Here is a 19,529-nt window from a genome sequence, read left to right on the forward strand (position 1 = left end):
AAAAGCCCCTGCTGTAAAGCAGGGGCTTCATACTTTGGCTAAAAGTATAAGTTTTTATTTCAGAACGAAAGTCGTCTTTCCAATCAGGAAGCCGTCTGCGTAGAGCTCTACCGTGTGCTCACCTTTTTTGTACTCAGCGTTCTTGTCGTAAGTAAAGCTAAGTGCCTGCTGGGTGTTGTCAAACACGAAATCGCGCTTAGCTGTGTAGTACATGTCTTCGCCATCAATCTGGAACGTGCCAGAACCTGTAGACAGGTTGTAAAGTGCAGCTCCGTCCGGCTCAATCATACGCATGTAAACCGTTTTAGGCTCTTTTTTAGCTACTTCGTTGCTGGCAAGCTTAAAGTCGATACGCAGTTTGTCCACACGTTTGGCTCTAAACTCGTTATCATCGTCTTCTTTCTCCTTGCCACGTTGGTTAATGATGTTCACGTTCAGTCCCTGCGCTTCAAGTCTGGAGGCAACGCGTACCTTCTGGTTAAGCTCTGCGTTGGTGGAGCGCATGGTAGTAAGGCTGTCCGTCATGCGGGTTTGCGTGGTTTTCAGGTCGGTATTCTCTGTAAACAGTACCTCGTTATCCTGCTTCAGCTGGGCAATTTCCTGATCTTTCTCCTGCAGTTGCTTCTCAAAAGCGCTGGCTCTGTCACGGAAACGGCGCTGGTCAGCCAGGCTATAGCTTCTTTTTCTGAAGCCGCGCAACTCATCCAGGTCAGCTGAGATAGAGGCAATCTGCGACTCAAGCGAATCATTTTCCAGGCCCATGGCAGACAGTTCCTGGCTCTGACGCTCAAAATCAGCCTTCAGTGCCTCGTATACCTTAATCTGGTTCTCCAGTTCACTGTTCTTTACCTTAATAATCTCGGCCTGCTCTTCTGTTTTTTCCTTTTTCTGATAATTCATGTAGATCAGAATGCCATTGATGCTGATAAGCACAACCAGGAGGCCTCCAATTAAAAGCTTGCGGTTACTACGATTCTCAGGAGTGTTTGTAGACATATATTAAATGTTTGATTACCCAATGTTATAGGTTAGTTTTATGACATACACTAAAATCAGACTTAGTGCAAAAGTCAAATATATAAATTTGGTTTTATAATTGAAGCAAGATGAACCAAGATTTTAATGCAGCTTATTGGCAGCAGCGCTACCGGCAGAACCAGACTGGCTGGGACGTTGGAGGTATAACGCCGCCGCTGAAAGAATATTTTGACCACCTGAAAAACAAAGATCTGCGGATTTTGATTCCGGGGTGCGGCAATGCCTATGAGGCTGAATACCTGCATAAAAATGGTTTTAAGGCTGTTTATGTGGCAGACGTGGCTGAGGCGCCGCTACAGAATTTCCTGGGCCGCGTTCCGGATTTTCCGCAGGACCATTTGTTGCGGCAGGATTTTTTCTCGTTGCAAGGGCCTTTCGACCTGATGGTGGAGCAGACTTTTTTCTGTGCCCTCAACCCGCAGCTGCGTGCTGCTTATGCCCTTAAATGCCACGAACTGCTGCAGCCAGAAGGCAAACTGATGGGCTTGTTGTTTGATACTACTTTTGAAAAAGCGGGCCCTCCGTTTGGCGGTGACCGCGAAGAGTACAAGATATACTTTGCGCCATACTTTGATTTTATACACTTCGAAACGGCTTATAACTCCATTCCTCCCCGGCAGGGTAAGGAGCTTTTTATGTTGCTGCAGGCGAAGCAAATCCAAGTATAAATAATACTTTAAAGTATGGTTGATTCAGGTCATGCCGCAATTTGCCGAATCATAACCTGTGGCAGGAAATAGTTTAGGAGCTTACTTAACAAACAACTATCCTGTAACCCGAATTAACGCTCTGAGTCTTAAACTCTCCAACTCTTTAACTTTTCTAACTACCTTTGTAGTGCCGGAAAGGCGAGTATAAAAGTATAAAACCTATGTTAGAGATACCTAAATTAAAACATACAGATAGTGGCAACTTCTTTCTGATGGCCGGTCCGTGCGCCATAGAAGGCGAGGAGATGGCAATGGAGATTGCAGAACGCATTAAAACGATCACAGATAAGCTGCAGATTCCGTGGATCTTTAAGGGCTCTTACCGCAAGGCCAACCGCTCACGCCTGGATTCTTTTTGCGGCATCGGCGACGAGAAGGCGCTACGCATATTGGAGAAGGTGGGGAAGGAGTTTGATGTGCCAACCGTTACAGACATACATGAAAGTGGAGAGGCTGCCATGGCCGCCGAGTACGTGGATGTACTGCAAATCCCGGCTTTCCTGTGCCGCCAAACTGACCTGCTGGTGGCAGCCGCTAACACAGGCAAAGTCGTAAATATCAAGAAGGGGCAGTTTCTGTCGGGTGAGGCGATGCGCTTTGCCGTGGATAAGGTGCGGGAGTCTGGCAATGATAAAGTTATACTTACGGACCGTGGCAACAGTTTCGGCTACTCTGACCTGGTGGTGGATTTCCGTAACATACCGGCCATGCAGGCCACAGGTGCCCCGGTGGTGATGGATATTACTCACTCGCTGCAGCAGCCAAACCAAAGCTCTGGGGTAACGGGCGGCAAGCCAGCCCTGATTGAGACGATTGCCAAAGCGGCCATTGCCGTAGGGGTAGATGGGTTGTTTATCGAGACGCACCCGCAGCCAAGTATTGCAAAGTCTGACGGGGCCAATATGCTGCCATTAGATCAGCTGGAGGTGTTGCTGCAAAAGCTTGTCCGTATTCGCCAGGCGGTTCAATAGGGTAAATCACGTAACACGTATCAAGTATCAAGACTTCATATAAACTATATTCTTTGAAATCGTGCTACTTGATACGTGTTACGAGATACGCTAAAAGTATAGCGTAAAATGTTCCTTCGGCTGCTGCGGCCGGAAGAATACCAGCCCTACAAAGTATAAATCAACCGTCTGGCGTACCTGTGGGTGGCGTTTTACTTCCTGCCAGGCCCGCTTCATCTCTGCAGACCAGTAAATATCATCCAGCACGAGCACGGTGTTTTCGTGGCTTTTGGCAAGGCAGCTTTCAAAGTAGCGCAGGGTGGGCTCGTAGCGGTGGTTGCCATCCAGGAAGGCAAAATCCAGCTTCTCCAGTTGCTGCAGGTGACGGTGCAATGTTTCATCCAGATTGCCTTCAATTAATTCGATGTTGCTGTACCTTTGCTTCCTAAAGTTTTCTCGGGCAACCCCGGCAATATTAGGGCATCCCTCAAAAGTATAAATCTTGCCTTTCTTGCGAGCCTCTGCCAGGTAAGAGGTAGTCAAACCGAGGGAGGTGCCCAGCTCTACAATGGTTTCTGGCTGAAAGTGGTTGACCAGCCTGAAGAGCAGTTGCCCATACTTGGCAGGCTTGGCCGATGTGCGGGCAATGTCTTTTACCGTTCTTGTTCTCTGGTTTATACTTCTGGAGCCGGCCCCGAAATCGGTTACCTGCAGCTGTTGCTCGTCGTGGAGTAGTTCCTCGCGCAGCGCCTCCACACTGTCGTAAGCCGGGAAGTGGCCCGTGTGGTGCAGCACGTTGTGGTACAGGTCGAAAATAAAAGGGGAGTGGACACCATGCAGCTTATAGGCGCGCATTCGGTACAGCAGGTAATCAGCAGCTAAACGGAGGTATGACAACACAAGGGCTAAAGTTGGAGGCTGGGCACAAAGTATAAATGAGTAGTTTTAACTCGTGCCGGTGGCTGTTAATTGAGTTTATAGGGTACAACAAGCGTGAACTCCGGAATGGTTACGTCAAACTGGCGGCCGTCTACCATGCGCTCCATCAGGTAAGTGCCGCGCATTTTGCCGATGCCGGTCTTCAGGTTGCAGCCTGAAACATACTCGTGCATCTCGCCCGGCTCCAGGGTAGGCTGCTGGCCCACCACACCCTCACCCTCCACCTCGCGCATCTGGCCGGTGGCATCGTGTATGTACCAATGGCGGCGGAGCAGTTTTACCGTAAACTCGCTGTTGTTTTCTATTTTTATCCTGTAGGCAAAAACAAAGTGCTGCTGTACCGGGCTGGAGTAGTCCGGTAAGTAGTTGGTAGTAACACTAACTTTTACACCTTCCGTTGTTTTTGTATCCATGTTCCAGAGTTTTTTGTATACTTAGAAACCATTGCGGCTGCTGCGCATGCTGTAGCTTCTGTTAATCTAACCCATCAAGCCAAACTAACTCATGCATGTAAAGATAGAAGAAAGCTGGCAAAATATCTTACAAGATGAATTTGAAAAACCATACTTTAATGAGTTGGTTTCATTTGTAAAAGACGAATACACGAGCCAAAAAGTTTATCCACCAGGGAACCAGATTTTTAGCGCCTTCGAGATGTGCCCTTTTGATAAGGTGGAGGTTGTAATTCTTGGCCAGGACCCATACCACGGACCAAACCAGGCTAATGGCCTCGCTTTCTCAGTAAGTGACAAGGTGCGCACGCCGCCCTCACTGCTTAATATTTTTAAAGAGATCAAAAGTGACCTGGGCAAGGATTTACCACCTACCGGTAACCTGGAGCGCTGGGCCAAGCAGGGGGTGCTGCTGCTGAATGCTACCCTGACGGTACGTGCCGGCGATGCAGGGTCTCACCAGAAAAAAGGGTGGGAGGAGTTTACTGATGCCGTGGTACAGAAGGTGAACGACCTCAAGGAGAACGTGGTGTTTATGCTGTGGGGTGCCTATGCCCAGAAAAAAGGAGCTTTTATTGATGAGCGTAAGCATTTGGTGCTAAAAGCTGCTCATCCATCCCCCTTCGCCGCTGACCGTGGCTTCTTCGGCAGCCGCCACTTCAGTAAAGCCAATGCCTACCTGCAGGAACATGGCAAAAAGCCAATTGATTGGTAAAAGCCTTAAAAGTACAAATCATTCACATCTCCCCACCTGGTTTAAGGTGGGGAGATGTTGTTTGGAAGCGTTACTTTAGCTGTTTAAACTTCTGCTGCATCACCTGCTGCACTGATTGGTGGTTGATTTTGCTGTCCAGCCAGGAGATGATGTCCAGGTACTGGAACGGGCGCCTGTAAAGCGGGTTATCTGATATCTGGAGTAGCTTTTCTTTAAGGGCTACAAAGGCCGATTTCAGCTCCAGAGGTTTAATGTCGGGGAGGTTGCGCAGGAACTCGCAGATAGCCACCTGCATTGGCTGCCGGTCATTCATCTTACCCAGAAAATGATATACTGACTTAATCTGGTACTCCAGCAGCTCGTCTTTTCCAGCCTCGTAATGCGCTATCAGGTTCAGGATTCGCGCGAAGCATTGTATATCCTCCCGTAAACTTACATCCTTGTACTGTATGATCTTCTGCAAGTATAAAATGGTGCTGTTGTAATCGCCGCTGCCAAAGTATAAAGAGGCTATCTTATAATAGAAAATAAGCTGGCGATGGGGGTCTAGCTGCTGCTGGAATACGTTTAGGTTGCGCCTGATCTCCGGTACTATCTTCAGCCCCTCGGTAAAGCGGCCTTCCATGTAATAGGCATTGATGCGATTGGTGTAGATGTAGAGAAACAGCAGCATCTCAATGTTAGGGTTGCTGCGTCTGTTGTTGTCTCCGGCAAAGTCCTCCAGCTTTTTCAGGGCCTCCTTAAACTTGCTGTAGTACAACATGCTGTGGAGCGCCAGTAGCAGGTTATGCAGCCCCTTGATGTAGTTGGTTGTTTGCTGCTGCTTCATCTGTGGCTCATCTTCAAACAGGTCTACCCACTTTTGCGCATAGCGGTAGCAGGCTTTAAAATCCTGCAGGATGTAATGGTACCAAACATGCGACTGGTAGAAGGACAGCTTTTCATTAAAATTGGCCTCTTTGGGGCTCAGCGTTGGCACGTTTGCTTTGAAAAAGGCTTTCAGCTGATCGCGGTCGTCCTGTGTACGGGCGTGCCCCATTTTTATGTATAGGCCGTATAGCCGCAGCGCCAGGTCGGAGTTGTGGTGAATTCTGCCCAGGTGGCCCAGTAGATTGTTTGTTTCTTCGGTCAGGGCTTCAGCTCGGCCCTCCAGGCTACGGGTAATGTACTGCTGCTCAATCTGCTTCTCGAAAGTATGAGCAGTTAAGGCAACGTGCAGGTGGGCGTTCTGCTGTGCCGCCACCTTTACCTTCTCCAGCATTTTAAGGCTCTGCTGGTACAAGCCCTTGTTGTAAAGCACCCGGGCGTAATCCAGTTGCTCGTGCAACTGAATGTCGGCGTTCTGGTTGGCGTGGTAGAGGCGCAGGCTGGCCAGCAGCTGCTTGTACAGGTTGGCCTTCTGGTTCGCCAACTGTACCTTCTTTATGCTGGGCACCATTTGCAGTACCCGCTCCTCGTCATAGGCCGACATAGCATCCAGCGCATCGAAAAGCTGCAGGAATTTAATGTCGCCACTAGATCCCTGCCGGGTTGCAAACAGCCGGAAATGCCGCTTCTCCGAACGAGCTAGCGATTTTATCAACTGAAATACAGTATCCTGAGAAGGGTTAGGCATTGTAACGGGTGTTGGTTTATGTTGTTGATAGTCAGTGAAGTATATTGTTGTTGGCGCTGTTTAGAAATAGTAGCATCTCCAACATTTAATTTTCAGTGTCCTGAAAAAAGCTGCTATTTAGCAACAGGTTCAGGAGTAAAGATAGGCTGAAATATTTAAAAGGTATCTTCAGCATTGGTTCTGAAACACCTGGGGAGCGGCGTAAGGAACAGAAAGCCTTAAGCTGCAGATTATTACCTCAGCCTGAACCTTCCGGTTTTGCATCTGAAAAGATAAAGATAATAGTTTTGATTAGTTTTTAATTCCAGATTAATTAAGCTGCATGCTGCTGGGATGTAGTTTTCTGACTTTGTGTAACCTTGTTACACTAAAAAGCCGCTGATATGGGTTTCAGCGGCTTCTTTTTTATTGCCAGCGTGTGTTGCTGAAGTTCTCCGGGTCAAACCATTTGCTGTCGGTGCTCTTCGGAAAGCTGATGTTGAAGTACTCCTCTCGAAGTGTGGTTGCTCCGTCTGTTTTAAAAACGATCTCGGTGGCTACCCAATTCTTCTCTATGAACTGATAGTTGTTCATCTCCACATCGCGTACACTGCCTTTGCTATTGGTGACCACACGCAGTACGTACAAGCGCTCCTTATCCACCCAAAACTGAGGGCTGTTTACATCCTCTGGGTTACTGGCGCCAACCACTACGGCTTTGCGGCCCTGCCAGTCGGTTTCGTATACTTTGTTCAGATCGAAATTCAGGGTATTGAGCTTGGCAATGGTTTCCTCCGGTTTCAGGAAGTAGATATCAAAAGAAAGCAGCACTAGCGGGTGCACCTGCGGCATTTTGCCAGCCAATTTTCCCTCCTGAAAACGATATACCGTGTCCTGGGCAAACACAGCTCCGTTGCCACTCTCAAAGCCGTCGAAACGGATATGCAGCAAACCCGGTTGGCTGTACAGTTCCTGCCATACTTCCTCCTTGCTTACCTGCCCGTTCTCGTAAAAGATTGCGCGTTGCTCAAACTGAAAGTTAGGATACCACTTGCCTTCCCAACGCTTGTACATGGCTTTTACAATTTCAGAGCCGTTTTTATACTTTGCCTTGGGTGCCATCGCATAACCTAAACAGGGGAGAAGTGTGAGGCAAAGCAGCAGCAGACCGCCGCGGTTAATGAATTGATTTTTCATAGTTTTTAGATGTGATTTTGTGGCGCTAAATTACGAAAATACTTACATGCCGCGCCATACTTTTAGTGCCAGTTATACTTGAGTTTTTTGTACCTTCATACTTGTAAACTATAGATGATATGCTGACGATATACCACAACAACCGTTGCAGTAAAAGCCGCCAGACACTGGATTTGATAAATCAGGCAGGGCAGGAGGTAGAGGTAGTGGAGTACCTGAAAACACCGCCTACTGCCGAAGAGCTGCGCGACATCCTGCAGAAGCTGCACATGAAACCTGAGCAATTGCTCCGCAAAGGGGAAACAATCTACAAAGAGAAGTATAAAGGCAAAGCGCTATCCGACGATGAGTGGATAAAAGCCATGGTGGAGAACCCAGTTCTGATCGAGCGCCCGATTGTGGTGAAGGATAACAAAGCCGTGCTGGGCCGCCCGCCGGAGAAGGTGCAGGAGTTGCTGTAGGGGCGCTGTATTAGAGCAAGCTATACTTCAGGGGGTGGGACAAGTACAGTGATGCCGTAGATTTTCTAATTCTACTCAGCTCATATTAAATTAGTCTCAAAAGTATATAAACAGGAAGAGCAGCCCATTTGAGCTGCTCTTCCTGTTTATATACTTTTGAAGGTATACTTTAAATCCTTCTGATCTGCGCGCCAAGGGCGTTCAGGCGACCATCGATGTTCTGGTAGCCGCGGTCGATTTGCTCTACGTTATCGATGATGCTCTTACCTTCGGCTGAGAGGGCCGCGATAAGCAGGGCCACACCGGCACGGATGTCAGGCGAGGTCATGCGAATGCCTCGCAGTGGGATTTGCTTGTTTTGCCCGATAACAGTAGCGCGGTGCGGGTCGCAAAGTATGATCTGGGCACCCATGTCTATCAGCTTGTCCACGAAGAACAGGCGGCTCTCGAACATTTTCTGGTGAATCAGCACCGTTCCTTTGGCCTGTGTGGCTGTTACAAGCGCTACGCTCAGCAGGTCGGGTGTCAGGCCCGGCCAGGTATGGTCTGAGATGTTCAGGATGCTTCCGTCAATGTAAGTATCCACTTCGTAACGGTCCTGGGCCGGAATAAAGATATCATCGCCCCTGAACTCCATTTTAATACCCAAACGCTGAAATGTGTCTGGTATCAGGCCCAACTCCGGAATCTGGCAGTCTTTAATCGTGATCTCAGATCCCGTCATGGCAGCCATACCTATAAACGAGCCGATCTCGATCATATCGGGCAACATGCGGTGCTCTGTGCCACCCAATTTCTCAACACCCTCAATTACCAGCAGGTTAGAGCCAATGCCACTTACTTTCGCACCCATGCGGTTAAGCATACGGCTCAGCTGCTGCACATAAGGCTCGCAGGCGGCGTTGTAAATGGTGGTGGTACCCTCGGCTAGCACAGCCGCCATAAGAATATTGGCGGTACCGGTTACGGAAGCCTCATCCAGCAGCATGTACGCTCCGTGCAGGCGATCTGCGGTGGCGCTGTAGAATACGTCCGGGGTATCATAGTTAAACTTGGCGCCAAGCTTCTCCAGACCTATAAAGTGCGTGTCCAGGCGGCGGCGGCCAATTTTGTCTCCACCTGGCTTCGGCATTTTTGCCTCACCGAATCTGGCTAACAATGGACCTACGATCATCACAGAGCCACGGATGGCACGGCCCTGCTCCACAAACTGGTCAGAGTTAAGGTAGTCCAGGTTAATGTCATCGGCCTGGAAAGTATAAGTATCAGGCGCTTTGCGTGTTACTTTCACCCCCAAGTCCCGCAGGAGTTCTATGAGTTTATTTACATCCCGGATGTCCGGCACGTTTGAGATCGTTACTGGTTCTGCGGTCAGCAACACGGCGCACAGTATCTGTAGTGCCTCGTTTTTGGCACCCTGCGGGTAAATATCGCCTTTCAGTTTGTTGCCGCCAATTACTTCAAAAGAAGCCATGTATTACTTATTTCTTTGATTAGAGGAACGGTTACTTTTCTTGTTGCGTGGGTTCTGGCTTTGTGAACGCTGCTGGTAGCTGCTATCCTGCTGTCTGCCGCCGCTTGGGTTAGACTCAAACAGGTTGTTGCTCTCAATATACTGCAGGTTCATGTCCAGTTTCCCGTTAGAGATGTCACGGATATCGCCCAGGATTACATCATCTGTAATATTCTCCTTGTTGTAAGACTTGTAAAGCGTCTTCATCAGCTTGCCGATGGAAATAATGGCAGCCTCACGCTCTTTTGGTTCCGTAAGCTCGGTAGCGCGCTGTACCAGCAGCTCCACATTCTGTCCGTAGTGCTTATACTTTGGCGTGCTCAGCGGGTACTCCATCGGCTGCGGCTTGTCGTTCAGGTACTCCATGGCGCTAAGCTTGTAAGGGGCATCCACATCCAGCGTAGAGCCAGACATCACGAACAGGTGGTTCCACAGTTTTTGCTGGTAATCCTGGGTGTCGCGCAGCTGTGGGTTTAGCTTGGCCATCAGGTTTATGAGCAGCTGCGACAGGCGCGTACGCTCGTTTCGGTCTTCAACCTTGGTAATGTAATTTACCAGGTCCTGCACATTGCGGCCGTACTCACGCAGCAAAAGGTCTTGTTTAAAGGAGGTACTCGCTTCCATTATATCTTTTTATGAAATTCAAAAATAGGGATTATGAATTATATATTACGCCGGACGATGAATTTTGACTGAGCGAAACCATTATTCATGTATCCGCAGCTTGGCAAAGCTCAGGAGCAGGGTTTTTTCGCCCACCTCATCAAAGTTAATGATTGCTTTGGTGCTGTTCCCCTGTGTGTCCATCTTGCTTACTACGCCAAAACCGAACTTAGGGTGCTCTACTTTCATACCTGCTGCCAAGTTTGAAGTATCGCTTGGTTTAAAGTCGGCAGGGGCGGTGTAATTGCTGGCGGCTTGCTTGCGTGCCGGTGGCTGTACCAGGCTGCTGATGCTGCTTTTGCGCTGCAGCACCCTGTCAAAAACATTTCCTCCGCTGGCGTGGCTTTCGCCATACTTAAAGTTAATGTATTTCGGATCGATCTCGTCGAGGAAGCGGCTCTTCTCGCAGGCCCGCAGGTTGCCCCACTGGTAACGGCTGGTGGCGTAGGTTAAGTATAGTTTTTTCTCGGCGCGGGTGATGGCCACGTAAAACAGGCGACGCTCCTCCTCCAGGTCAGCGCGGGAGTTCAGCATCATCTGGCTCGGGAAGAGGTTTTCCTCCATGCCCACAATAAACACATTCTTAAACTCCAGGCCCTTGGCTGAGTGTATCGTCATCAGGGTTACAAACTCCCCGTCATCGTCTGCCTTGGTGTCCGCATCCGTAATCAGGGCGATGTCCTGCAGGAAGGCTGACAGGCTTTTATCCTCCTTCTCCGGGTCGTCCACGTATTCCTTTATACCGTTGAGCAGTTCCTGTATGTTCTCATAACGTGCCAGCCCCTCTACTGTTTTGTCCTGGTACAGTTCATCCACAATCTTAGACTGCTTGGCAATATGCTTGGCTACCTCAAAGGCATCATGCTGCTCTGCCATGCGGGCAAAATCGCGGATCATGATGGAGAAGTTCTCAATCGTCAGGCCTACACGGTTCCCAAGAAACTCGCTCGCATTCTGCACCACCTCCCACACACTATGGTTGGTATCATTGGCCACTACAAACAATTTCTGTTCGGTTGTCTCGCCAATACCCCTTTTCGGGTAGTTGATGACGCGGCGCAGTGCCTGTTCATCGTTCGGGTTCACCGTCAGGCGCAGGTACGCGATCAGGTCCTTTATCTCCTTGCGCTGGTAAAAAGACAGGCCCCCGATGATCTTATACTTGATGTTCATGCGGCGCAGAGCTTCCTCCATGGCCCTGGACTGCGCGTTGGTGCGGTAAAGTATGGCGAAGTCGTCGTAGGAGAGGTGGTTGTTCATCTTCTCCTCGAATATGGTAGTTGCTACCAGCTTACCTTCTTCGTTATCCGAGTTGGCCTTGATCACCTCGATAAGCGGCCCCTGCTCGTTGTCTGTGAACACATCTTTGCGAAGCTGAGCCGTGTTATTCTTGATAACCGAGTTGGCAGCGTGCACGATGTTCTTGGTGGAGCGGTAGTTCTGCTCCAGCTTAAATACCTGCAGTTCCGGGTAGTCGCGCTCAAAATTCAGGATGTTCTGGATATCAGCCCCACGGAAGGCATAAATAGATTGCGCATCATCGCCTACTACCACAATATTGCGGTTCTGAGCGGCCAGCTTGCGCGTGATCAGGTACTGCGAGTAGTTCGTGTCCTGGTATTCGTCCACCATCACGAACTTGAAGATGTTCTGGTACTTGTTTAGTGCGTCCGGGTGGTCTTTAAAGAGCACGTTGGTGTTGAACAGCAAGTCGTCGAAGTCCATGGCGCCCGCGCGGAAGCAGCGGTTCTGGTACAACTCGTAAATCTTGCCGATTTTAGGACGCATGGCCGCTTCGTCGTCGGCCTGTATGGTAGCATCGTTGAGGTACTGCTTTACTGAGATCAACTTGTTTTTGGCAGAGGAGATGCGGCCCAGTACTACGTTTGGTTTATACAGCTTATCGTCCAGGTTCATCTCCTTCACAATGTTGCGAATAAGTGTCTTGGAGTCGTCTGTATCGTAAATAGTGAAGCTTTTAGGGTAACCTATCTTCTCCGCCTCGGCCCTAAGGATGCGTGAGAATACCGAGTGGAATGTGCCCATCCAGATATTCTTTGCCTCGTTGCCGATAACTTTCTCAATACGGTGGCGCATTTCTTTGGCCGCCTTATTGGTAAATGTTAGGGCAAGTATATTAAAGGGATCCACCCCCTGACTGATGAGGTTGGCGATACGATACGTTAATACTCTTGTTTTGCCTGAGCCTGCGCCTGCAATAATCATGGCTGGTCCGTCGGTGTGCAGCACCGCCGCGCGCTGCGACTCGTTCAGTAAACTTATATAATCCATTTCTTCTCTTCCGCGTGCTTTAAATCCTTGCAATTTACGAAATACAATTCCTTTTTCAGAACTGCATCTGCTCTTTAGGCTCATTAATCGGGTTAACTTATACTTAGGGTAGTATAAAGTATAAACCACCTGTTATATGAACACCTTCTGTGCCTAAAGCGTTTAGCTAAAGGGCAGGTATAACATTTGCTGTAGCCTTGGAATTTTATGCTGATTTGGCCGTGTTTTTGTTTAAAGGCCTATAGCGCTTACTTTTGCAAAAGACCAGAACATAATACAGGATACCTTGAGACATCATCAAATTATAAAGTATCGCTTAGCAACCCTGATAAAACTTTTTCTCTTTTGCCTGCTCGGGGGGCTTAGCCATGTTGGGGTAGCACAGAAAAGCCCTGTGGGCACCGATGCGGTTAAAACCTCTGCTTTAGTAAAAGACTCTTCTACCGCGAAAAAGGTAACAGGAGCTGCGCCGGCCCCGGTTATAAGGCGTGTCTGGCGCACGCCTGCCATGGATGAGGCCATGTACTATTATACCTCGCTCCATTATCAGAAGGCGCAGGAGAAATTCAGGGTCGCGGCGGCAGCAGGGGAGTATGACGCCTATTATTTTCTGGGGCGTATGCACCAGTACCGCGAACTGAAGTATGATTCTGTGGAGATAGACACGGTGAAGCAGATACAGAGTGCCGAGAAGTATTTTTCGGCCAACCGCGACTCCGCGCAATATTATTATCAGGCAGCACTGGACAGCGGTAGCGTGTTGGCGAACCTTGGCATGGCTGAGCTGATGACCTTGCGCAACGAGGATGACATGCAACGCTTTCTGCAGCGCATGCGCAATGCGGCCATCACCATAAGAGAGAAGGCTGTGGATGGCGATGCCTTTTGTAACCGTATTTTGGGCAGTATGTACTACACCGGTTACGGCGAAATGAAGAACCACTCGCTGGCCTTTAACTACCTGCGCCGCGCCGCCGATGCCAATGACGTAGTGGCTTACGCCTCACTGGCAAACCTTTACCTGAACGGCGAAGGGGTGGAAAAAGACAAAGAAAAAGCTGCTTATTGGCTGCAAAAGGGCATAGAGGCCGGTGAGCGCGAGTCGATGTATACAATGGCGCTTTTATATGAAGAAGGTACGCTTGGCGAGGTTAAGGTGGATGATGCCCGCAAACTGTACCGGAAAGCGGTGGCGAAAGGAAGTATGAGTGCCTATGAACAACTGCTGTACATTAACCAGACACCAAACCAGAAAGTAGTGATCGGTGCCCTACACCGCGACCCTGAGATGATCAAGCGTGCCCTTGCTGCAGGCGGAGACGCCAATGCGCAGGACCAGCCAGATGATTACGAGGCTAATTTGCAGAAGCGTACGCCACTGATGCATGCCTTGTACATCCCGATGCTGCTGGAGGATTATGGTGTTGAGTATGAACCGGAGGCACGGCTGAAAGCGGCTAGTCTGCTAATCAAAAAAGGAGCAGACGTAAATGCGCAGGATATAAATGGTAAAACAGCTTTGCATTATGTGGTGAGCAGTTCGCGCATCAGAACAGAGTTTTATGAGAATGAGCAGGTGCAACTGCTGGATACTTTGCTGGTGCATGGGGCAGACCCTAACATCAAAGATAAGGAGGGGAACACGGTGCTCTCTCAGGCCCTGCACGCTACCATTGGGCAGCATATCGGTATTCTGGAGCTTGAGAAACTGCTGCAGGCCGGTGCCAACCCCAACGTGGTAAACAACGAGGGCAAGACGCCGCTTATGCTCGCCTGCGAGATAGATGCGAACTACGAAATCATACTTGCGCTGCTTCAAGCCAATGCTGACGTTAGCGTAACCGATAATTCCGGTAAAGCTGCTATAGACTACACCAAGCACGAGAACGTGCAAAACATGTTGCTAGCTGCCGGCTCCCCAGAGAAGCAAGAGTGATTTCTGAATAATATATAATGGAAGCAGAGGTGCATAACTCGCACCTCTGCTTTTTGTTGCTAAGCTACGGACGCCTGGCAAGTATACCTTCTCCGCAAACAGCATCTTTTAAACTATTTTCTGCCTACCTTTGTCTTTCCATTAGCCTGGGAGAAGTATGGCATATAGCTTATACTTCAGCCCTTTTTTATTTCGTGATTCAACTATGATAGTCCTTCAGAATACCGTAATCAGTGACGATGTGCGCGACCAGTTTTTTGTGTGTAACCTTGAGAAGTGTAAAGGAGCCTGCTGCGTGGAAGGCGACCTGGGTGCGCCGCTGGATGAGTACGAACTGGATATACTGAAGGATAGCTACGAGCACGTGAAGCCTTATATGTCTGCTGCCGGTTTAAAGGCGGTGGAGGAGCAGGGGCTGTACATAAAAGATTGGGAGGGCGACTACTCTACCCCAACCATTGGCAACCGGGAGTGTGCCTACGCTATTTACGACACCGACAACACCCTGAAGTGCGCCATTGAGCAAGCCTACTATGATGGCAAGATAGAATGGAAGAAGCCGATTTCCTGCCACCTTTACCCAATCCGGATAACGAAATATGATGGTTTTGAAGCCCTGAACTACGACCGCTGGGGCATTTGCAGCTCCGCCTGCAGTTTTGGCCAGGATCTCGGGGTACGCGTGTACCAGTTCTTGAAAGAGCCCCTTATCCGCAAGTATGGCGAAGGTTGGTACAGTGAGTTGGAGCAGCTGATGGAGAACGAAGAAACAACTACTGGAAACTAAAACCATCTGCTTTTTTTCAGAAAGCATGGCCGTGAATTTTAAACTACATATTATTGTACAACTTACATCCCTGTGCTATGTCTCTTGAAAAAAAGTATGATTCGGGCTTTTATAAGATAGAAGTTGATACTGATAGGAACCTGTTGAAGTCCGTTTGGCTTAGACCTGTAAGTACTGAAGAGCTTATTGCAGGAGGAACCAAGCTTTATGAGGTGCTGCGCGAGTGTAAGGTGGAGAAAGCAATTGCCGATGCACGTATTCTAACCTCACTCTCAACCGAGTCTAAAGACTGGATGTCAAGCAAATTCTACGAGCTTTTGTCGCAAACCCAGCTTAAAAGACTTGCCAGGGTGCTGCCTAGTGAGGTGTACCATAGAATCGCCCTTGAATCTGTGGTAACAAGGGCGGAGGCGCTTGGGGTAACTAAGTTTGATGTGAAGAATTTTACCAGTCCGGCGGAAGCACTCACTTGGTTAATGAATTAATATCCAAAGTATGATGAAGCAAAAAAAAAGCAGCCATTGTTCGATGGCTGCTTTTTTTGCTTTAAGTACCTGTTACTCAATCGAACCGAAGTCGAAATCTTCCAGATACTTCGTTGTGAAGTTACCTTCCTTAAACCCTTTGTCGTCCATCAGCTTCAGGTGGAAAGGGATCGTGGTTTTGATGCCTTCAATCACGAACTCGCTCAGGGCGCGTTTCATTTTCACCAGGGCCTCCTCACGCGTCTGCGCACTTACGATCAGTTTTGCGATCATAGAGTCGTAGTTAGGCGGGATGGTATAGCCAGAATACACATGCGAGTCTACGCGTACACCGTGTCCACCCGGCATATGCAGGGTAGTAATTTTGCCCGGGCTCGGACGGAATCCGTTTTTCGGATCTTCGGCGTTAATGCGGCACTCGATGGCATGCATCTTCGGGTAGTAGTTTTTGCCTGTTATCTTCAGACCGGCGGCCACTTTAATCTGCTCCTTGATCAGGTCGTAATCAATTACTTCCTCTGTGATCGGGTGCTCCACCTGAATACGCGTGTTCATCTCCATAAAGTAGAAGTCACGGTTCTTGTCTACCAGAAACTCGATGGTACCTACACCTTCATAGTTGATGGCCTTGGCACCGGCTACAGCCGCTTCGCCCATTTTCTCACGAAGCTCATCCGTGATGAACGGGGAAGGTGTTTCCTCTACCAGTTTCTGGTGGCGTCGCTGAATAGAGCAGTCGCGCTCAGATAGGTGCGCAACCTGACCGTGCTGGTCGCCGATCAGCTGTATCTCGATGTGGCGCGGCTCCACCACGAATTTCTCCAGGTAAATGCCGTCGTTTCCGAAAGCTGCCTTAGCTTCCGTACGGGCATCGTTCCATGCTTTTTCAAATTCGGAGTCGTTGTTTACGATGCGCATGCCACGGCCACCGCCACCTGCAGTTGCCTTCAGGATAATTGGGTATTTTATTTTCTGGGCAATTTTAAGGCCTTCCTCCACATTCTTCAGCAACCCGTCAGACCCTGGAATGGTAGGCACGCCGGCTTTTTTCATGGTGTCCTTCGCAGAAGCCTTGTCGCCCATCTGGTTAATCATATCAGGGGAGGCACCGATGAATTTAATTCCGTTTTCGGCACAGATGCGGGAGAACTCAGCGTTCTCAGACAGGAAGCCGTAGCCTGGGTGTATGGCATCAGCGTTGGTGATCTCCGCTGCTGCGATAATATTCGGGATGTTAAGGTAAGACTGTGAGCTCGGAGCGGGGCCTATGCATACAGCCTCGTCAGCAAAGCGCACGTGCAGGCTCTCCTTATCTGCTGTAGAGTACACAGCTACCGTTTTGATACCCATTTCCTTGCAGGTGCGGATAATACGGAGCGCAATCTCGCCTCGGTTGGCGATTAGTATCTTTTTAAACATAAGTTCTGATTTGTAGATTTGGAAATGTAGAGATCTACTGTGAAAAAGACATGAAAATGGAGACAATCAATATCATCTCCATTTCCTAATCTTCACATTTTCAAACCAATGAATTAGCTAGGATCTACCAGGAACAGCGGCTGATCGTACTCTACCGGTGAGGCATTGTCTACCAACACCTTCACGATCTTGCCCGATACTTCTGATTCGATCTCATTAAACAGCTTCATCGCCTCGATGATGCAGATAACCTGGCCCTTCTTCACCTCATCGCCCACGTTCACGAAAGACGGGTTCTCCGGGCTGGCAGCGCGGTAGAACGTTCCGATCATAGGGGCCTTGATAGCAATATACTTGCTCTCGTCTGATGCAGGTGCGGCGGCCGGGGCTGGTGCCGGAGCAGCTGGTGCAGCGGCCGGGGCCGGAGCAGCCTGAGGGGCAGTAGGGGCGTGGGCTGCGTGCGCAGCGCCTGTGTCCTTCACATACGTTACATTCTGGTCCGGATCACGCTTAACTGAGATCTTAAACTCTTCTGTTTCAATGTTAACCTTATTCAAGCCAGATTTGGCGATAAAGTCGATGAGGTCCTGGATTTCTTTCGCTTTCATGTTTTATTTAACTCTTTCTGCGTATGAGTACGTACGAGTATCTACTTTGATTTTTTCGTCCTGTCCGATAAACAGCGGCACCTGGATGGTAGCACCTGTTTCCACGATGGCCGGTTTGGAGGCGTTGGTGGCGGTATCGCCTTTCAGGCCTGGCTCCGTATACGTAATGGTCAGCTCCACGAACGGAGGGATCTCGCAAGTCAGCGGGGTCTCGTTTTCGGCGTGGTAAAGGATCGTTACTTCCTGCCCCTCTTTCATCAGGTCCGCAAACGGCACCATAGCCTCGTCTAATGCAACCTGCTCAAATGTATTCAGGTCCATGAAATGGTAGCCCAGGTCATCCTTAAAGATAAACTGGTGCGGGCGTTGCTCTACACGGGCAGTCGTTATCTTGTGCCCTGCCGAGAAAGTGTTGTCCAGCACCTTGCCGGTTCTAACGTTTCTCAGTTTGGTTCTAACAAATGCCGGACCTTTGCCCGGCTTTACGTGCTGAAAATCAATTACCACGTAAAGGTCGTTGTTATACTCAATTACAACGCCGTTTTTAATATCAGCTGTGGTTGCCATATAAGTTAACTAATTTGTATCCTTAATAAAGAGGTAAAACTATGTTTGTTTTTGCTGTCTTGCAAAACAAAATTAGTTAATCTCCTGAAAAAGTCGTTATAAACAGCGGATAAACCTGCGATATAGTTACAGAAAGATGCCGGATGCCGTAATTTTCAGGTTCCGGTCCGCCGGTTTCCTGATATAAGTATAAACCCCTAGCATGATACAGCCTGAAATCACCTCCGTAAAAGAATTACTTGATGATAGAGTCGAAAAGTATAACCAGCCTGACTTTATCCTAAACGACCCGGTTTCCATCCCGCACCGGTTCAGCAAAAAGCAGGACATCGAGATCAGCGGTTTTTTTGCGGCCATACTTGCTTGGGGGCAGCGCAAGACCATCATCAACAACTGTGTTAAACTGATGAACCTGATGGACAATGCCCCGCTTGAGTTTATACTTCAGCACGAGGAGCAGGACTTGCAGCGCTTCCTTGGCTTTAAGCACCGCACCTTTAATGATACGGACCTCTTATACTTGTTGCACTTCTTCAGGTGGTATTATAGCCAGCACGAGAGCCTGGAAACAGCTTTTACCGGAGAGAACAACGAGTTGGAAACAATGAGGGACCGACTAGTGTACTTTCATAATCTGGTTTTTAGCCTGGAGGATGCCCCGCAGCGCACGCGCAAGCACATTGCCACGCCGGCCCGTAAATCGGCCTGCAAGCGCCTGAACATGTACCTGCGCTGGATGGTGCGCAAAGATGCTGCTGGCGTTGACTTTGGCATCTGGAACGCGATACCTATGAGTGACTTGATTTGCCCCTGTGATGTGCACGTGGAACGGGTAGCTCGAAAGCTTGGCCTCATCACGCGCAAAGGAATGGATTGGGACACGGCCGAAGAGTTGACCACACACCTGTGCACCTTTGACCCGGCAGACCCGGTGAAGTATGATTTTGCTCTCTTTGGGTTGGGGATTGAGGAAAAATTCTGATTTTTTGACCTCTACAGATTCTGCAGAAATCCCAAGTTGTTTTAGAAAGCGGAGCAGACAGGTTTTACTGTAGCTACATCGGTACTAGCCTCCGCTAATATAGCTCCTCAGTGCCCCTGAGGTATCAAATTAACCTGGTTTATACTTATAGTTTGATGTGGCTGCGTGATGGGTTATTTATAATTTTTCCGATGGTTAAAATGTGCGGATAATACTATTGT

General features: G+C 49.0%; 19 protein-coding genes. 8 read left to right on the forward strand and 11 right to left on the reverse strand.

Going from position 1 to position 19,529, the window contains the following annotated elements:
* Positions 1-54: 54 nt before the first annotated feature.
* Complete coding sequence (locus tag OO017_RS16600; RefSeq protein ID WP_266053818.1) at positions 55-996, reverse strand: DUF8428 domain-containing protein; 942 nt, start codon at positions 994-996, stop codon at positions 55-57.
* Between the two features lie 110 nt (positions 997-1,106).
* On the opposite strand from OO017_RS16600, the gene OO017_RS16605 reads away from it, so the two are divergent.
* Positions 1,107-1,706 carry a class I SAM-dependent methyltransferase gene (locus OO017_RS16605; RefSeq protein ID WP_266053819.1) on the forward strand — a complete coding sequence of 200 codons (600 nt, stop codon included), beginning with the start codon at positions 1,107-1,109 and terminating at the stop codon, positions 1,704-1,706.
* Positions 1,707-1,909: 203 nt separating this feature from the next.
* Positions 1,910-2,719, forward strand: a complete 810-nt coding sequence (gene kdsA / locus OO017_RS16610; protein WP_266053820.1) for a 3-deoxy-8-phosphooctulonate synthase — start codon at positions 1,910-1,912, stop codon at positions 2,717-2,719.
* Positions 2,720-2,809: 90 nt separating this feature from the next.
* On the opposite strand, the gene OO017_RS16615 is transcribed toward kdsA, so the two are convergent.
* Together OO017_RS16615 and apaG are read right to left on the reverse strand one after the other, a co-directional pair.
* Positions 2,810-3,598, reverse strand: coding sequence for an O-methyltransferase (locus OO017_RS16615; RefSeq protein ID WP_266053821.1), 789 nt, complete (start codon positions 3,596-3,598; stop codon positions 2,810-2,812).
* A gap of 65 nt (positions 3,599-3,663) precedes the next feature.
* On the reverse strand, positions 3,664-4,050 hold the full coding sequence (gene apaG, locus OO017_RS16620) for a Co2+/Mg2+ efflux facilitator ApaG/CorD (protein ID WP_266053822.1): 387 nt from the start codon (positions 4,048-4,050) through the stop codon (positions 3,664-3,666).
* A gap of 91 nt (positions 4,051-4,141) precedes the next feature.
* Here apaG and ung point away from each other — a divergent pair, with 91 nt between their 5' ends.
* Positions 4,142-4,804, forward strand: a complete 663-nt coding sequence (gene ung / locus OO017_RS16625; RefSeq protein ID WP_266053823.1) for a uracil-DNA glycosylase — start codon at positions 4,142-4,144, stop codon at positions 4,802-4,804.
* 70 nt (positions 4,805-4,874) lie between these two features.
* On the opposite strand, the gene OO017_RS16630 is transcribed toward ung, so the two are convergent.
* Both OO017_RS16630 and OO017_RS16635 read right to left on the reverse strand, forming a co-directional pair.
* Entirely contained in the window at positions 4,875-6,419 is a 1,545-nt protein-coding gene (locus OO017_RS16630) for a hypothetical protein (RefSeq protein WP_266053824.1), read from the reverse strand.
* A 405-nt stretch (positions 6,420-6,824) separates the two neighbouring features.
* Positions 6,825-7,595 (reverse strand): LolA-like protein, encoded by a 771-nt coding sequence (locus tag OO017_RS16635; RefSeq protein WP_266053825.1) that lies wholly within the window; start codon positions 7,593-7,595, stop codon positions 6,825-6,827.
* Between the two features lie 119 nt (positions 7,596-7,714).
* On the opposite strand from OO017_RS16635, the gene arsC reads away from it, so the two are divergent.
* On the forward strand, positions 7,715-8,056 hold the full coding sequence (gene arsC, locus OO017_RS16640) for an arsenate reductase (glutaredoxin) (protein ID WP_266053826.1): 342 nt from the start codon (positions 7,715-7,717) through the stop codon (positions 8,054-8,056).
* A 169-nt stretch (positions 8,057-8,225) separates the two neighbouring features.
* On the opposite strand, the gene murA is transcribed toward arsC, so the two are convergent.
* The 3 genes from murA to OO017_RS16655 form a co-directional block, all read right to left on the reverse strand.
* A complete protein-coding gene (gene murA / locus OO017_RS16645; RefSeq protein WP_266053827.1) occupies positions 8,226-9,530 on the reverse strand; it encodes a UDP-N-acetylglucosamine 1-carboxyvinyltransferase in 1,305 nt (434 codons plus the stop codon).
* 3 nt (positions 9,531-9,533) lie between these two features.
* Positions 9,534-10,193 (reverse strand): DUF4290 domain-containing protein, encoded by a 660-nt coding sequence (locus tag OO017_RS16650; protein ID WP_266053828.1) that lies wholly within the window; start codon positions 10,191-10,193, stop codon positions 9,534-9,536.
* A gap of 81 nt (positions 10,194-10,274) precedes the next feature.
* The gene (locus tag OO017_RS16655; RefSeq protein ID WP_266053829.1) at positions 10,275-12,524 is read right to left on the reverse strand and encodes an ATP-dependent helicase; all 2,250 of its coding nucleotides are present in this window, start codon (positions 12,522-12,524) and stop codon (positions 10,275-10,277) included.
* A gap of 286 nt (positions 12,525-12,810) precedes the next feature.
* Between OO017_RS16655 and OO017_RS16660 the strand changes: the two genes are divergently transcribed.
* From OO017_RS16660 to OO017_RS16670, 3 genes are all read left to right on the forward strand, one after another.
* Positions 12,811-14,460, forward strand: a complete 1,650-nt coding sequence (locus OO017_RS16660; RefSeq protein ID WP_266053830.1) for an ankyrin repeat domain-containing protein — start codon at positions 12,811-12,813, stop codon at positions 14,458-14,460.
* Positions 14,461-14,665: 205 nt separating this feature from the next.
* The gene (locus tag OO017_RS16665) at positions 14,666-15,247 is read left to right on the forward strand and encodes a DUF3109 family protein (protein WP_266053831.1); all 582 of its coding nucleotides are present in this window, start codon (positions 14,666-14,668) and stop codon (positions 15,245-15,247) included.
* Between the two features lie 77 nt (positions 15,248-15,324).
* Complete coding sequence (locus OO017_RS16670; protein ID WP_266053832.1) at positions 15,325-15,732, forward strand: hypothetical protein; 408 nt, start codon at positions 15,325-15,327, stop codon at positions 15,730-15,732.
* Positions 15,733-15,804: 72 nt separating this feature from the next.
* On the opposite strand, the gene accC is transcribed toward OO017_RS16670, so the two are convergent.
* The 3 genes from accC to efp form a co-directional block, all read right to left on the reverse strand.
* A complete protein-coding gene (gene accC, locus OO017_RS16675; RefSeq protein ID WP_266053833.1) occupies positions 15,805-17,151 on the reverse strand; it encodes an acetyl-CoA carboxylase biotin carboxylase subunit in 1,347 nt (448 codons plus the stop codon).
* Positions 17,152-17,264: 113 nt separating this feature from the next.
* Entirely contained in the window at positions 17,265-17,759 is a 495-nt protein-coding gene (accB, locus tag OO017_RS16680; RefSeq protein ID WP_266053834.1) for an acetyl-CoA carboxylase biotin carboxyl carrier protein, read from the reverse strand.
* A 3-nt stretch (positions 17,760-17,762) separates the two neighbouring features.
* Positions 17,763-18,326, reverse strand: coding sequence for an elongation factor P (gene efp / locus OO017_RS16685; RefSeq protein ID WP_266053835.1), 564 nt, complete (start codon positions 18,324-18,326; stop codon positions 17,763-17,765).
* A 202-nt stretch (positions 18,327-18,528) separates the two neighbouring features.
* On the opposite strand from efp, the gene OO017_RS16690 reads away from it, so the two are divergent.
* On the forward strand, positions 18,529-19,308 hold the full coding sequence (locus tag OO017_RS16690) for a TIGR02757 family protein (RefSeq protein ID WP_266053836.1): 780 nt from the start codon (positions 18,529-18,531) through the stop codon (positions 19,306-19,308).
* Positions 19,309-19,529: the final 221 nt, after the last annotated feature.

The sequence above is a fragment of the Pontibacter anaerobius genome (assembly GCF_026241195.1).
GTDB lineage: Bacteria > Bacteroidota > Bacteroidia > Cytophagales > Hymenobacteraceae > Pontibacter > Pontibacter anaerobius.

Excerpts from the sequence above, each read along its gene's own strand:
- ung (WP_266053823.1), top strand. The coding sequence starts at position 4,142 with ATGCATGTAAAGATAGAAGAAAGCTGGCAAAATATCTTACAAGATGAA.
- OO017_RS16630 (WP_266053824.1), bottom strand. The coding sequence starts at position 6,419 with ATGCCTAACCCTTCTCAGGATACTGTATTTCAGTTGATAAAATCGCTA.
- efp (WP_266053835.1), bottom strand. The coding sequence starts at position 18,326 with ATGGCAACCACAGCTGATATTAAAAACGGCGTTGTAATTGAGTATAAC.
- apaG (WP_266053822.1), bottom strand. The coding sequence starts at position 4,050 with ATGGATACAAAAACAACGGAAGGTGTAAAAGTTAGTGTTACTACCAAC.
- accC (WP_266053833.1), bottom strand. The coding sequence starts at position 17,151 with ATGTTTAAAAAGATACTAATCGCCAACCGAGGCGAGATTGCGCTCCGT.
- murA (WP_266053827.1), bottom strand. The coding sequence starts at position 9,530 with ATGGCTTCTTTTGAAGTAATTGGCGGCAACAAACTGAAAGGCGATATT.
- OO017_RS16690 (WP_266053836.1), top strand. The coding sequence starts at position 18,529 with ATGATACAGCCTGAAATCACCTCCGTAAAAGAATTACTTGATGATAGA.
- arsC (WP_266053826.1), top strand. The coding sequence starts at position 7,715 with ATGCTGACGATATACCACAACAACCGTTGCAGTAAAAGCCGCCAGACA.
- kdsA (WP_266053820.1), top strand. The coding sequence starts at position 1,910 with ATGTTAGAGATACCTAAATTAAAACATACAGATAGTGGCAACTTCTTT.
- OO017_RS16605 (WP_266053819.1), top strand. The coding sequence starts at position 1,107 with ATGAACCAAGATTTTAATGCAGCTTATTGGCAGCAGCGCTACCGGCAG.
- OO017_RS16635 (WP_266053825.1), bottom strand. The coding sequence starts at position 7,595 with ATGAAAAATCAATTCATTAACCGCGGCGGTCTGCTGCTGCTTTGCCTC.
- OO017_RS16670 (WP_266053832.1), top strand. The coding sequence starts at position 15,325 with ATGTCTCTTGAAAAAAAGTATGATTCGGGCTTTTATAAGATAGAAGTT.
- OO017_RS16655 (WP_266053829.1), bottom strand. The coding sequence starts at position 12,524 with ATGGATTATATAAGTTTACTGAACGAGTCGCAGCGCGCGGCGGTGCTG.
- OO017_RS16665 (WP_266053831.1), top strand. The coding sequence starts at position 14,666 with ATGATAGTCCTTCAGAATACCGTAATCAGTGACGATGTGCGCGACCAG.
- accB (WP_266053834.1), bottom strand. The coding sequence starts at position 17,759 with ATGAAAGCGAAAGAAATCCAGGACCTCATCGACTTTATCGCCAAATCT.
- OO017_RS16650 (WP_266053828.1), bottom strand. The coding sequence starts at position 10,193 with ATGGAAGCGAGTACCTCCTTTAAACAAGACCTTTTGCTGCGTGAGTAC.
- OO017_RS16600 (WP_266053818.1), bottom strand. The coding sequence starts at position 996 with ATGTCTACAAACACTCCTGAGAATCGTAGTAACCGCAAGCTTTTAATT.